General features: G+C 59.2%; 10 protein-coding genes. 7 read left to right on the top strand and 3 right to left on the bottom strand.

Features of this window, described 5'->3' with window-relative positions; all coding sequences use genetic code 11:
* The first annotated feature begins 247 nt into the window (after positions 1 to 247).
* Positions 248 to 1,702 (top strand): tRNA uracil 4-sulfurtransferase ThiI, encoded by a 1,455-nt coding sequence (gene thiI, locus KVH01_RS09275; RefSeq protein WP_043047285.1) that lies wholly within the window; start codon positions 248 to 250, stop codon positions 1,700 to 1,702.
* Between the two features lie 139 nt (positions 1,703 to 1,841).
* Positions 1,842 to 3,662, top strand: a complete 1,821-nt coding sequence (gene typA / locus KVH01_RS09280; protein ID WP_043047284.1) for a translational GTPase TypA — start codon at positions 1,842 to 1,844, stop codon at positions 3,660 to 3,662.
* Between the two features lie 189 nt (positions 3,663 to 3,851).
* Here the strand turns inward: typA and KVH01_RS09285 are convergent, their stop codons facing one another.
* Positions 3,852 to 4,286, bottom strand: a complete 435-nt coding sequence (locus tag KVH01_RS09285) for a YkgJ family cysteine cluster protein (protein ID WP_003187815.1) — start codon at positions 4,284 to 4,286, stop codon at positions 3,852 to 3,854.
* Positions 4,287 to 4,513: 227 nt separating this feature from the next.
* Here KVH01_RS09285 and KVH01_RS09290 point away from each other — a divergent pair, with 227 nt between their 5' ends.
* The 3 genes from KVH01_RS09290 (at position 4,514) to KVH01_RS09300 (ending at position 11,304) form a co-directional block, all read left to right on the top strand.
* Positions 4,514 to 6,964, top strand: a complete 2,451-nt coding sequence (locus KVH01_RS09290) for a glycogen/starch/alpha-glucan phosphorylase (protein WP_043047283.1) — start codon at positions 4,514 to 4,516, stop codon at positions 6,962 to 6,964.
* 156 nt (positions 6,965 to 7,120) lie between these two features.
* Positions 7,121 to 10,198, top strand: a complete 3,078-nt coding sequence (locus KVH01_RS09295; RefSeq protein ID WP_217881237.1) for a DUF2339 domain-containing protein — start codon at positions 7,121 to 7,123, stop codon at positions 10,196 to 10,198.
* Between the two features lie 95 nt (positions 10,199 to 10,293).
* On the top strand, positions 10,294 to 11,304 hold the full coding sequence (locus KVH01_RS09300; protein WP_034117301.1) for a class 1 fructose-bisphosphatase: 1,011 nt from the start codon (positions 10,294 to 10,296) through the stop codon (positions 11,302 to 11,304).
* An 80-nt stretch (positions 11,305 to 11,384) separates the two neighbouring features.
* On the opposite strand, the gene KVH01_RS09305 is transcribed toward KVH01_RS09300, so the two are convergent.
* Positions 11,385 to 11,708, bottom strand: a complete 324-nt coding sequence (locus KVH01_RS09305) for a type II toxin-antitoxin system RelE/ParE family toxin (RefSeq protein ID WP_124375922.1) — start codon at positions 11,706 to 11,708, stop codon at positions 11,385 to 11,387.
* Positions 11,705 to 11,977, bottom strand: coding sequence for a type II toxin-antitoxin system Phd/YefM family antitoxin (locus tag KVH01_RS09310; RefSeq protein WP_124375923.1), 273 nt, complete (start codon positions 11,975 to 11,977; stop codon positions 11,705 to 11,707). The genes KVH01_RS09305 and KVH01_RS09310 overlap by 4 nt, the downstream gene beginning before the upstream one ends.
* A 218-nt stretch (positions 11,978 to 12,195) precedes the next feature.
* On the opposite strand from KVH01_RS09310, the gene KVH01_RS09315 reads away from it, so the two are divergent.
* Both KVH01_RS09315 and KVH01_RS09320 read left to right on the top strand, forming a co-directional pair.
* The gene (locus KVH01_RS09315) at positions 12,196 to 12,450 is read left to right on the top strand and encodes a lipoprotein (RefSeq protein WP_043047281.1); all 255 of its coding nucleotides are present in this window, start codon (positions 12,196 to 12,198) and stop codon (positions 12,448 to 12,450) included.
* A 30-nt stretch (positions 12,451 to 12,480) separates the two neighbouring features.
* On the top strand, positions 12,481 to 13,050 hold the full coding sequence (locus KVH01_RS09320) for a lipocalin family protein (RefSeq protein ID WP_014716529.1): 570 nt from the start codon (positions 12,481 to 12,483) through the stop codon (positions 13,048 to 13,050).
* The last annotated feature ends 26 nt before the right edge of the window (positions 13,051 to 13,076 follow it).

Raw genomic sequence — 13,076 nt, forward strand, 5'->3', positions numbered from 1 at the left:
CCTGCCTCACAAGAGAGCAAATTGCATGCCAGTGCGCCAACATGGTCGTTTTGCTTCAAAATGGCCCCTATAACGGTGCAATCGTTCAAAATGCGATAAATAGCGCACTGCAATGTAGCGTTTATTTGCGCAAATGACCCGTTTTGGTGCATTGCACAAGCGATGCATATTAACTGGTTAAACCTTGAGCGATTTCCGCTATAATCCGCGCCCCCCTTTTTCAGCAGGCCCGGCGCGCGCTGTTTCCATGAAATTAATCGTAAAAGTCTTCCCCGAGATCACCATCAAGAGCCGACCGGTACGGACGCGTTTCATCCGTCAGTTGGCCAAGAACATCCGTGCCGTGCTCCGTGACCTGGACCCGGCTGTGGTGGTGAACGGCGTGTGGGACAATCTCGAGCTGGAAACCCGTATTACCGACGCCAAAGCCTTGAAGGACATGACCGAGCGCCTGAGCTGCATGCCGGGCATCGCGCATTTCCTGCAGGTGGACGAGTACCCGCTGGGCGACTTCGACGACATCACCGACAAGTGCAAGCAGCACTACGGCAGCTCGCTGGAAGGCAAGATCTTTTCGGTGCGCTGCAAGCGTGCCGGCAAGCACCCGTTCAGCTCCATGGATGTCGAAAAGTACGTTGGCAGCAAGCTGCGTCGCGAGTGCGGCGCCGCAGGAATCTCCCTCAAAGCGCCGCAAATTGAAGTGCGCATGGAAATTCGCGACCAACGGTTGTTTGTGATCCACAGCCAGCACAACAGTATCGGCGGCTACCCGTTGGGTGCCCTGGAACAGACCCTGGTCTTGATGTCCGGCGGCTTCGATTCCACGGTGGCGGCCTACCAGATCATGCGCCGCGGCCTGATGAGCCACTTCTGCTTCTTCAACCTGGGCGGGCGTGCACATGAATTGGGCGTGATGGAAGTCGCGCACTACATCTGGAAGAAGTACGGCAGCTCCCAGCGTGTGCTATTTGTGAGCGTGCCGTTCGAGGAAGTGCTGGGAGAAATTCTCGGCAAAGTCGATAACAGTCATATGGGCGTGGTATTGAAGCGTATGATGTTGCGCGCTGCCTCGCGAATTGCCGATCAGTTGCAGATCGACGCGCTGGTGACCGGTGAAGCGATTTCCCAGGTATCCAGCCAGACGCTGCCGAACCTGTCGATTATCGACTGCGTTACCGAGAAGCTGGTGCTGCGCCCGCTGATCGCCAGCCACAAGCAGGACATCATCGACCTGGCAGAACAGATCGGCACCGCCGATTTTGCCAAGCACATGCCTGAGTACTGCGGGGTCATCTCGGTGAACCCCAAGACCCACGCCAAGCGGCATCGCGTGGAGCATGAAGAGAAAGAATTCGACATGGCGATTCTGGAGCGTGCGCTCGAGAACGCCAAGCTGGTGCCAATCGATCGCGTCATCGACGAGTTGGGCCAGGATGTGCAAATCGAAGAAGTCAGTGAGGCCCTGGCCGGCCAGATCGTCATCGACATCCGTCACCCGGATGCCGCTGAAGACGAGCCGCTGGAAATTACTGGCATCGACGTGCAAACGCTGCCGTTCTACGCACTGAACGCGCGTTTCAAGGAACTGGATAACAGCCGTCAGTACCTGCTGTATTGCGACAAAGGCGTGATGAGTCGCCTGCATGCCCACCATTTGCTCAGTGAGGGGCATGCCAATGTGCGCGTTTATCGACCGAGCTAAGAGCCCGGGGCTGTTTGCCTGTGGCCTGCGTCACCGGCCCCCCGACTCTGCCGTCAAGCTGTAACGGCAAGGCCTGACTCTACTGTTAATCGCTGCCACGACCTGTCAGCACACCGAATCCTCTGATCGAGATACACAAGTGATCGAAAATCTACGTAACATCGCCATCATTGCCCACGTTGACCATGGTAAAACCACCCTGGTAGACAAACTCCTGCGTCAATCCGGCACCCTGGAGCGCAACGAGCTCAACGACGAGCGCGTGATGGACTCCAACGACCAGGAAAAAGAGCGCGGTATTACCATCCTGGCAAAAAACACCGCTATCAACTGGAACGGCTACCACATCAACATCGTGGATACCCCGGGCCACGCCGACTTCGGCGGCGAAGTAGAACGCGTAATGTCGATGGTTGACTCCGTTCTGCTGCTGGTTGACGCTCAAGACGGCCCTATGCCGCAAACCCGTTTCGTGACCAAGAAGGCCTTCGAAGCCGGCCTGCGTCCGATCGTGTGCATTAACAAGGTTGACCGTCCAGGCGCGCGTCCGGACTGGGTTCTGGACCAGATCTTCGATCTGTTCGACAACCTCGGCGCCACCGAAGAACAGCTCGATTTCCAGGTTATCTACGCCTCGGCCCTGAACGGTATTGCTGGTCTTGACCACAACGACATGGCTGAAGACATGACCCCGCTGTACCAGTCGATCGTCGACAACGTACCGCCGCCGAAAGTTGACCGTGAAGGCCCGTTCCAGATGCAAATCTCGGCACTGGACTACAACAGCTTCCTGGGTGTTATCGGCGTTGGCCGTATCGCTCGTGGCAGCGTCAAGCCGAACACCCCGGTTGTCGCTATCGGTGCCGACGGCAAGAAGCGTAACGGTCGTATCCTGAAGCTGATGGGGCACCACGGCCTGCACCGCATCGACGTTGAAGAAGCTTTCGCCGGCGACATCGTGTGCGTGAGCGGTATGGACTCGCTGTTCATCTCCGACACCCTGTGCCAGCCGGACAACGTCGAGGCGATGAAGCCTCTGACCGTTGACGAGCCAACCGTTTCCATGACTTTCCAGGTAAACGACTCGCCATTCTGCGGTAAAGAAGGCAAGTTCGTGACCTCCCGTAACATCAAGGAGCGTCTGGACAAAGAGCTGCTGTACAACGTTGCACTGCGCGTTGAAGAAGGCGACTCGGCTGACAAGTTCAAAGTATCCGGCCGTGGTGAGCTGCACCTCTCGGTACTGATCGAAACCATGCGTCGCGAAGGCTTCGAAATGGGTGTTGGTCGTCCGGAAGTGATCATCCGTACTGTTGACGGCGTGAAGCAGGAACCGTTCGAAAACGTCACCATCGACACCCCTGAAGAATCCCAGGGCAAGGTCATGGAAGAGATGGGCCTGCGTAAGGGCGACCTGACCAACATGGTGCCGGATGGCAAGGGCCGTGTACGTCTGGAATACAACATCCCTGCTCGTGGTCTGATTGGTTTCCGTAACCAGTTCCTGACCCTGACCAACGGTGCTGGCATCCTGACCTCGATCTTCGATCGCTACGACACCATGAAGTCCGGCGACATGTCCGGTCGTCAGAACGGTGTTCTGGTATCGGTAGAAACCGGCAAGGCGCTGACCTACTCCCTGGAAACCCTCCAGGCGCGTGGCAAGCTGTTCGTTGAACACGGTCAAGAGATCTACAACGGCCAGATCGTTGGTCTGAACAGCCGTGACAACGACATGGGCGTCAACCCAACCAAAGGCAAGAAGCTCGACAACATGCGTGCTTCGGGCAAAGATGAAACCATCGCTCTGGTTCCACCTGTCCGCTTCACTCTGGAACAGGCCCTGGAATTCATCCAGGATGACGAGCTGTGCGAAGTCACGCCTAAGTCGATCCGCCTGCGTAAGAAGATCCTGGACGAAGGCGAGCGTACCCGCGCTGCCAAGAAAGCCAAGAACTGAGTTAACTCAGGCTGAATGAAAAACGCCCCCGGTCGAAAGACCGGGGGCGTTTTTTTATGCCTCGATTTTGTGCCCTGGCGGCTCTTTCTGTAGGAGCGAGCTTGCTCGCGAAGAGCTTTCAGGCACCGCTGGCTACCTGAAGCGCTGCGTAATCGTTGACGGTCTTCGCGAGCAAGCTCGCTCCTACAATCAGAACTTATCGAGTGTTTTGAAATTGGTCTCGCGCACCACTTCTTTCGGCTTATACGCACAATACCCCGGCCGCGGCCCGATTTTCGGGTGGTTGCGGCAAGTATCCGGGCGCTTGTCATAAATAGTGCAGAAGCGCGTCTTACGATCCAGGTACAGGCAGTCGTTGTTGCTCATGCGCTGCAGGGTAAAAATCTCGGATTTGTTGTTGTAGCGCTCGACGATGCCTTCCTTCTGCAAGCGCTTGGCGATGTTCTTCGGCGGGTCGCCGCGCTCGAATTCATCGACGATGCCAATGCGGATCAGGTCCTTGATCTTCACCTCCACCGGCAGGGTGCAGCAGCTGGATACGCAGCCGCCGCACATGTGGGCGGAATATTTCTGCCACGTTTCGAGGCGGTCGAGTTCCGCGGCGGCGATCAGTTGAGGCTTCATCAGGGTTCCAAGGTGGGGCGGTGTCCGGGCGCGCGATCATACCGGGATTGATGATTTTTTGAACAATATTTTCAGGTTTTTCATCTTCAGTGGCGTTCGGGCACGACCCCTGCATCTAATCCCTTTAATAGTGAATGAGTTAAAAAACTGACGAACCAGAGCCGGCGCCGTGTGTCAGAGCGTCTAGGCTCTAGCAACTCCTTCTATCTCGCCCGAGGTCGCATCTGATGTCTCAGGAACCACTTGCACGAGAAGCAGAGGTAGCCGCATTCCGCGATGCTGTCTTGACCAAACTCACCTACGCGGTGGGCAAGGACCCGGATCACGCCTTCGACCACGACTGGTTCGAAGCCATTGCCCTGGCCGCCCGCGACCAGATGGTCGATCACTGGATGGACCATACGCGGCGTATTTATCGCAAAGGCCAGAAGCGCGTTTACTACCTGTCCCTGGAATTCCTCATCGGCCGCTTGCTCTACGACAGCTTGAGCAACCTTGGGGTACTGGAAATCGCCCGCGAAGCCTTGTCCGAACTGGGCGTCGACCTGGAACGCATCCGCCTGCTGGAGCCCGACGCGGCGCTCGGCAACGGTGGCCTGGGGCGCCTGGCCGCCTGCTTCATGGAAAGCATGTCGACCCTGGGCATTGCCGGCCACGGTTATGGCATCCGTTATGAGCACGGTCTGTTCCGCCAGGCCATCGTCGACGGCTGGCAGCAGGAACAAACCGAGCGCTGGCTGGATTTTGGCAACCCGTGGGAGTTTGAGCGCGCCGAGGTGATTTACCCGATCGGCTTTGGCGGCAGTGTCGAAACTATTGCGGACGCCTCCGGCAAGATGATCCAGGTGTGGTCGCCCAACGAGACCGTACGCGCAGTAGCCTATGACACACCGGTAGTCGGCTGGCGCGGCGCCAGCGTCAACACCCTGCGCCTGTGGCGTGCACGGGCCGTGGAAGACTTGCATCTGGAGCGCTTCAATGCCGGTGACCACTTGGGCGCCGTCGCCGAAGTGGCCCGCGCCGAAAGCATCTCCCGCGTGCTGTACCCGGCCGACAGCACCGAAGCCGGGCAGGAATTGCGCCTGCGCCAGGAATATTTCTTCGTCTCCGCTTCACTGCAGGATTTGCTGCGCCGCCACAAGAACATGCACGGCTCGGTGCTGAGCCTGGGCGAACACGCCGCCATCCAGCTCAACGATACCCACCCGTCCATCGCCGTGGCCGAGTTGATGCGCCAGCTGGTCGACCTGCATGATATTCCGTGGGAAGCCGCGTGGGACGTCACCGTCGAAACGCTTTCCTACACCAACCACACCTTGCTACCCGAAGCACTGGAAACCTGGCCTGTAGGTTTGATGGAGCGCATGTTGCCCCGGCACATGCAGATCATCTACCTGATCAACGCCCAGCACATCGACTCGCTGCGCGCCAAGGGCATCCACGACTTCGACGTACTGCGCGCCGTATCACTGATCGAAGAAGACAACGGCCGCCGCGTGCGCATGGGCAACCTGGCGTTCCTCGGCTCCCATAGCGTCAACGGCGTGTCCGGCTTGCATACCCAGCTGATGCGCAGCACGGTGTTCTCCGAACTGCACAAGCTTTACCCCGAACGGATCAACAACAAGACCAACGGCATCACATTCCGCCGCTGGCTCTACCAGGCCAACCCCAAGTTGACCGAGATGCTGGTGCAGGCCCTGGGCCCGGACATTCTCGATAGCATGGAAACCCGCCTGACGGAGTTGGAAACCTTCGCCGAGAAACAGACCTTCCGCAAATCCTTCGCCGAACAGCGCTTGCACAGCAAGCGTGCACTGGCCGAGATCATCCATGAGCGCCTGGGCATCGCGGTCAACCCGGCGGCGATGTTCGATGTGCAGGTCAAGCGCATCCACGAATACAAGCGCCAACTGCTCAACCTGCTGCACACCGTGGCCCTGTACCAGGCGATTCGTGCCGAACCCGAGGTCGACTGGGTGCCAAGGGTGAAAATCTTCGCCGGCAAGGCGGCGGCCAGCTACCACCAGGCCAAGCTGATCATCAAGCTGACCAACGACATCGCCCGCACCGTCAACAACGACCCGACCGTGCGCGGTTTGCTCAAGGTGGTGTTCCTGCCCAACTACAACGTCAGCCTGGCGGAAAGCATCATCCCGGCGGCGGACTTGTCGGAGCAGATCTCCACTGCTGGCTTCGAGGCTTCCGGCACCAGCAACATGAAGTTCGGCCTCAACGGTGCGTTGACCATCGGCACCATGGACGGTGCCAACGTGGAGATGCACGAGCGTGTCGGTGCCGAGCACATGTTTATCTTCGGCCTCAGTGCCCAACAGGTGGAAGCGCGCAAGCATGCCGGTGAATTCAACGCCGGGCCGGACATCGCCGTGTCCCATCGTTTGAACGACGTGTTGCAAGCAATCCGCGGAGGTGTGTTCTCGCCGGATGATCCGGGGCGTTATGTCGGCCTGATCGACGGGCTGATCGACTACGACCGCTTCCTGGTGTGCGCCGACTTCGACTCCTACTGGGACGCCCAGGCACGGGTCGAGGCGCATTGGCATGATTCCAAGGAATGGTGGCGTTCAGCAGTGCTGAATACGGCAAGGATGGGCTGGTTCTCTTCGGACCGTACCATCCGCGAATACGCCACCGAGATCTGGAAAGCTCTCGACTAAACACCGCAACACAAAATGTGGGAGGGGCCTTGCCCCCGATGACGGAGTGTCAGCATTGAATGTATCAGCTGATCCACCGCTATCGGGAGCAAGTCCCCTCCCACATTAAGTCTGTGTCGATATACTGGCCTCCGGTTCGCTCAGGGAATATCGACCATGCAATGGATTTTCATGCTGATTGGCCTGGTACTCGGCTGGGCGCTCGATGAGTCGTTCAGCGATGCGGGTATCGGTGCATTGTTTGGGTTGGGCATCGGCCAGGCGCTTCGCTTGTCGCAGTTGTCGGCCCAGGCGCAGCAGCAGGCCAGTCAGTTGGAAACCACGCAGAAGGCGCTGATAGCCTTGGGCGAGCGCCTGCGGCAGCTGGAAGTGCCCACGCCGACCAGCAACGTTGCAGCGCAAACCCCTTTGCCTGAGCCGGCACCTGTCGCCAAACCGTCCGAACTGGTTTGGGATCTGCCTGCTGAATTGACGCCTGTGGCCATGATTGCCGAGCCGAGCCGGCCGCTACCGGATGACGCCTGGGCGCCCAATGCCACGCCTCGCCCACCTGAACCACTACGCAGCCCCAACCTGATCGAACGCGCCATTACCGCTGCACGCAATTGGTTGTTCGGCGGCAACACCGTGCTGCGTGTCGGTTTGGTGCTGTTGTTCCTTGGCCTGGCGTTCCTGTTGCGCTACGCCACGGAAGGCATGGTGGTGCCGATCCAGCTGCGGTACGCCGGGGTAGCGGCGGCTGCCATCGGCCTGCTGGGCCTGGGTTGGTGGTTGCGGCGGCGTAACCGCAATTACGGCCTGATGCTGCAAGGCGCCGGGATTGCAGTACTTTACCTGACGGTATTCGCCGCGATGCGCTTGCACCCGTTGATCGACCCGGGCACGGCGTTTGGCCTGTTGGTGGTCGTTACCGTGTTTTCCGCGATTCTGGCGCTCACCCAAGATGCGCTGGGCCTGGCCTGCGCGGCCGCGCTGGGCGGTTTTGCTGCGCCGCTGCTGGCGTCTACCGGTGCCGGCAGCCATGTGACGTTGTTCAGCTACTTCGCCCTGCTCAATGCCGGCATCCTTGCCATCGCGTGGTTCAAGGCTTGGCGCCCACTCAACCTGATCGGCTTTGTCGGCACTTTCGGTATCGGCTTCGCCTGGGGTATGCGTGCCTATACGCCGGACATGTTGTGGAGCACCGAGCCGTTCCTGATTGTATTTTTCCTGATGTACCTGGCCGTCGGCTTGTTGTTTGCCCGGCGCAAGTTGCAGGAGTTGGGGGATGCACCTGAGGGCGACAGCCGTGGCGCATGGCTGCGTTGGTCGGCGGCCAAAGGCGATTATGTCGACGGCAGCCTGCTGTTCGGTCCGCCGTTGGTGGGCTTTGGGTTGCAGTTCGCATTGGTACAGCACCTGGAATTTGCCGCAGCGTTCAGTGCCTTGGCGCTGGGCATTCTCTACATGGCCCTGGCGCGCTGGCTGAGTGGCGGGCGTGTCTTATTGCTGGCGCAAACCTGCCTGGCCCTTGGGGTGATTTTCGCCAGCCTGGCGATCCCCCTGGGGCTCGATGCGCGTTGGACCACGGCGGCCTGGGCAGTGGAGGGTGCCGGAATCTTCTGGCTCGGCTTGCGCCAACAGCGGCTATTGGCGCGGGGATTTGCCTTGTTGCTGCAGCTGGGCTCGGCATTGGTGTTTTTCAGCGAGTTGCGCCCCGGTACAGACACGCTGCTGGAGGGACCTGCACTGAGTGCGCTGTTGCTAGGCGCAGCGTTGCTGTTCACGTTCTATCAGGTTCACAAAGCCGCGCCTGAGCACGCCCGCGCCTGGGAACGTAAAGGCGCGCCGTGGCTTGCGGCGCTCGGCCTGGGCTGTGGATATCTGCTGGCGCCGTTGCTGTGGTCGACCCAGGGCAGCGTCATCGGCTGGTCGTTCGCCGGCCTGGTGACGGCGTGGGCAGGCCGGCGGCTCGGTTCGCAGGCTTGGGTGCGTTGTGCCGTGGCCGTGCAACTGCTCGGCGGCATCAGCTTTGCGCTCGACCCGGACAGTCATTTCTACACTCCGATGATCATCGCCCTGGCCGCAATGGCCAGTGCCTGGTGTTTGCGGCAGCAGCAATCGACCCGCGGCTCCAAACTGCTGCTGGGCTGGGGCGTGGTGTGGTGGGGGCTGGCCGTGCTCGGCGAAGTGTGGCGCTCAGCCCCGACGGATTGGCACGCAACCTGGTTATACGCGGCAGCGGCGCTGAGCACGGGGATGTGGTGCTGGCTGGCGCTACGCCTGCGTTGGGTGGCGCTCGGGGCGGTGTGCACCTTGCTGATGCCGGTTGTCGGTATGGTGCTGCTCGGCACATGGAATGAGTACCACCACCCGGCGGCCAACCTCGCCGGGATGGCGTGGGTGGCGGTTTTCGCGCTGCACTTCGTTTCGCTGCGCCGCCTGGCGTCGCTGGTGCCGCAGCAAGCGCTGAGTGTTGCCCATGTGCTCGGCTGTTGGATGTTGATCGGCGTGCTGACGCTGGAGCTGCGCTACGGCCTGATGCTGCTGTCGAGCGAATACAGCGCCTGGCGCTGGCTGGGTTGGGCGCTCCTGCCGAGCCTGTATCTGGTGCTGGCGGCTGCGCCACGTGCCTGGCCGTGGCCGGTGTCGGCCTGCCCGCGTGAGTACCGCGTGTTGGCCGCGCTGCCCCTGGCCGTGCTGATGCTGGGTTGGTTCTGGCTGGCAAATATATTCAGCGACGGCACGGCCAGGCCGCTGCCCTACGTGCCGCTGATCAGCCCGCTGGACCTGGGCCTGCTGTTTGCGTTGCTCGGGGTGTACCTGTGGTCGCACAGCGTGGCGGCGCAACGTGGTCTGCAAGTGACATTGATCGCCCAGGCGGTGGTGGGTGCCTCGTTGTTTGCTTTCTTTACCGCGCTGGTGATGCGCACCGCCCACCATTGGGGCGCTGTGCCATTTCAATTGGAGGCGCTGCTGGAGTCGATGCGGGTCCAGGCGGGCTTGTCGATTGTCTGGACACTCATTGCCCTCGGCCTGATGATCGGCGGCCACCTGCGCCATCGTCGCGAAGTGTGGCTGGTCGGTGCGGTGCTGATTGCGGTGGTGGTGGCCAAGCTGTTCTTTGTCGAGTTGAGCAACCGCGGCGGCCTGGCGCGGATCGTGTCGTTCATCGGCGTGGGTGGGTTGCTGCTGGTGGTGGGGTATTTCGCACCGCTGCCGCCCAAGCGGGCTGAGCCTGCGGGCAAGCCGTGAACTCTATTGGAGTTAAATCCTCTGATTAGAGGAAATACGCCCCGACTCGCGCTAAACTGCGCGGGTTTTCAGCCCCCTATTTTCCGGAGCCGTCCATGTCCCGCGTTACCCTGAGTCGCTATTTGATCGAGCAGACCCGCAGCAACAACACGCCTGCTGATCTGCGCTTCCTTATCGAAGTGGTGGCGCGTGCTTGCAAGGAAATCAGCCACGCCGTGTCCAAAGGCGCCCTGGGTGGCGTGCTGGGCAGCATGGGCACTGAGAACGTGCAGGGCGAAGTGCAGAAGAAACTCGACGTAATTTCCAACGAGATCCTGCTCGAAGCCAACGAATGGGGCGGTCACCTGGCCGGCATGGCGTCCGAAGAAATGGACAATGCCTACCAGATCCCGGGCAAATATCCGAAAGGCGCGTACCTGCTGGTATTCGACCCACTGGACGGCTCGTCCAACATCGACATCAACGCACCGGTCGGCACCATCTTCTCGGTACTGCGTTGCCCTAGCGAATACCTGAGCCAGAACGAAGCGCTGAACGAAAAGGCCTTCCTGCAGCCAGGCACTGAGCAGGTGGCTGCCGGCTACGCGATCTACGGCCCGCAGACCATGCTGGTGCTGACCCTGGGCGACGGCGTCAAGGGCTTCACCCTCGACCGCGAGATGGGCAGCTTTGTGCTGACCCACGAAGACATTTCGATTCCTGCCTCTACCCAGGAATTCGCGATCAACATGTCCAACCAGCGTCACTGGGAAGAGCCGGTGAAACGTTACGTCAACGAGCTGATGGAAGGCGAAGAAGGCCCGTTGAAGAAGAACTTCAACATGCGCTGGGTTGCTGCGATGGTGGCCGATGTGCACCGCATCCTGACCCGTGGCGGCCTGTTCATGTACCCACGTGACAGCCGCGAGCCTTCCAAGCCGGGCAAACTGCGTTTGATGTACGAAGCCAACCCGATGTCGTTCCTGGTCGAGCAGGCGGGCGGTGCGTCCACCGATGGCCACCAGCGTATCCTCGATATCCAGCCCGAAGGCCTGCACCAGCGCGTGGCGGTGTTCCTGGGTTCGAAGGAAGAAGTTGAGCGAGTGACCGGTTACCACAAGAAGTAATTTCTGTGGTGATGGAGCATTCGAGCTTTGATAGTTGAATGACAGAAGGCCCCGAAACGTTTCAGCGTTTTCGGGGCTTTTTATTGGATGAGGTTTTTGAGCAGCAGTGCCTGCAGGTTCTTGCGTGTGTCGACAATGATATGGATGTACACCGTCTGGTCTCTAACCTCATAGATGATCCGGTTCATCCCGCAGATTACCTGCCGGTATTGACTCAGATTCAACGTCTCGATCTCTTCAGGGATCGAGCCCACGTAGGGCTGAGTTTCGAGTCGACGTATTGCCTGCTTTAGCTGCTCGTAGGTCGCCTGCCAGGTTGCGCTGGAAAACTGCCGGGTAAGGTAGGACTTGAGATCCTTTAGGTGAATTTTTGCTGAATGGAGAATAACGACGGTGAAACTCATTGGGCGTCGTCCTTGTCCAGCTCAGCGAACACGTCCTCCATGTCTTGGTACTGGCCCAGTTCAATTTGCCGATTACCTAAAGCCAAGAGTTTCAACAAGGCCATGGTTTCCGCCTGCTCTTCAAAGCTCTTTACGTCCATCACCACCAGCTTCGCTTCACCATTTTGAGTGATTACCAACGGTTCGCGGCTTTCAGTGAGGGTTTTGACAATCTCAGCCGTATGGCTTTTGAGGTAGCTGATCGGTTTTATTTGTGATGAAAATTTCATGGGGGATGCTCCCTTTTAATAATGGACTGATTTTAGTCTTAATTAAGTCCTCGGTGGAAAGGAGTGACGAAAGGCGCCTTGCGCGCCCAAAAAGGTTTTCAAAAGAGCCCTCGCGCAGAAAAAAGAAATACCACCCTTCATCGGGAACCAGACACCTCTTTTCCCTTCTAAGCTTCTGGCAGATACCCCAGCTGCTTTGTCTCTCCAGGAGCTTTTCCATGTCTTTACGCCGTCTCGCCCTGCTGGCTTTTTGCGTGCTCTTAGCCGCTTGCAGCAAGGTCACCCAAGAAAACTACCAAAAGCTCTCAGCCGGCATGGCCAAGGCCGAGGTGGAGTCGTTGCTGGGCAAGCCAACCGATTGTTCCGGCGCACTGGGCATGTCCAGCTGCACCTGGGGCGATAAAAACAGCTTTATCAGCGTGCAGTACGCCGGTGACAAAGTTCTGATGTTTTCCGGGCAAGGCCTGAAGTAAACCGGGGCGCGAGCCTGCGGGAGAAGAAGAATGATGCGTTTTGTTTTGTTCCTTTGCGCCAGCCTGTTTTTGGCGGGCTGTGCCAGCCATTCTGGCGATGATCTGCAACCCAAGACGGCAAGTAACGTCAACCTCAAGCGGTACCAGGGCACCTGGTATGAGTTGGCCCGATTGCCCATGTACTTCCAGCGCAACTGCGCGCAATCCGAAGCGCGCTATACCTTGCTGCCCGATGGCGACATGTCGGTGTTCAACCGCTGCCTGACACCTGAGTGGAAGTGGCAGGAAGCCAAAGGCACGGCCACACCGCAAGTGCCCGGCAAGACCGACAAGCTTTGGGTCGAATTCAATAACTGGTTCACGTCACTGCTGCCGGGCGTCGCCAAGGGCGATTACTGGGTGCTGTATGTGAGCGATGACTACAAGACCGCCATCGTCGGCAGCCCGAGCCGGCGCTATATGTGGATCCTGTCGCGCACGCCGACGGTGAGCGCCGATACCCGTGAAGACTTGCTCAGTAGGGCGCGGCAGCAGGGGTATGACACTACGCGGTTGATCTGGCGTACTTCAGATAAACAAATGGCCAAGAGTTCGCAGTAATTGAATGTGGGAGGGGGCTTGCTCCC

The sequence above is a fragment of the Pseudomonas khavaziana genome (assembly GCF_019145205.1).
In the GTDB taxonomy this organism is placed as follows: Bacteria; Pseudomonadota; Gammaproteobacteria; order Pseudomonadales; family Pseudomonadaceae; genus Aquipseudomonas; species Aquipseudomonas khavaziana.

Excerpts from the sequence above, each read along its gene's own strand:
- KVH01_RS09310 (WP_124375923.1), bottom strand. The coding sequence starts at position 11,977 with ATGAAATTTTCATCACAAATAAAACCGATCAGCTACCTCAAAAGCCAT.
- KVH01_RS09295 (WP_217881237.1), top strand. The coding sequence starts at position 7,121 with ATGCAATGGATTTTCATGCTGATTGGCCTGGTACTCGGCTGGGCGCTC.
- KVH01_RS09300 (WP_034117301.1), top strand. The coding sequence starts at position 10,294 with ATGTCCCGCGTTACCCTGAGTCGCTATTTGATCGAGCAGACCCGCAGC.
- KVH01_RS09285 (WP_003187815.1), bottom strand. The coding sequence starts at position 4,286 with ATGAAGCCTCAACTGATCGCCGCCGCGGAACTCGACCGCCTCGAAACG.
- KVH01_RS09315 (WP_043047281.1), top strand. The coding sequence starts at position 12,196 with ATGTCTTTACGCCGTCTCGCCCTGCTGGCTTTTTGCGTGCTCTTAGCC.
- KVH01_RS09320 (WP_014716529.1), top strand. The coding sequence starts at position 12,481 with ATGATGCGTTTTGTTTTGTTCCTTTGCGCCAGCCTGTTTTTGGCGGGC.
- KVH01_RS09290 (WP_043047283.1), top strand. The coding sequence starts at position 4,514 with ATGTCTCAGGAACCACTTGCACGAGAAGCAGAGGTAGCCGCATTCCGC.
- KVH01_RS09305 (WP_124375922.1), bottom strand. The coding sequence starts at position 11,708 with ATGAGTTTCACCGTCGTTATTCTCCATTCAGCAAAAATTCACCTAAAG.
- thiI (WP_043047285.1), top strand. The coding sequence starts at position 248 with ATGAAATTAATCGTAAAAGTCTTCCCCGAGATCACCATCAAGAGCCGA.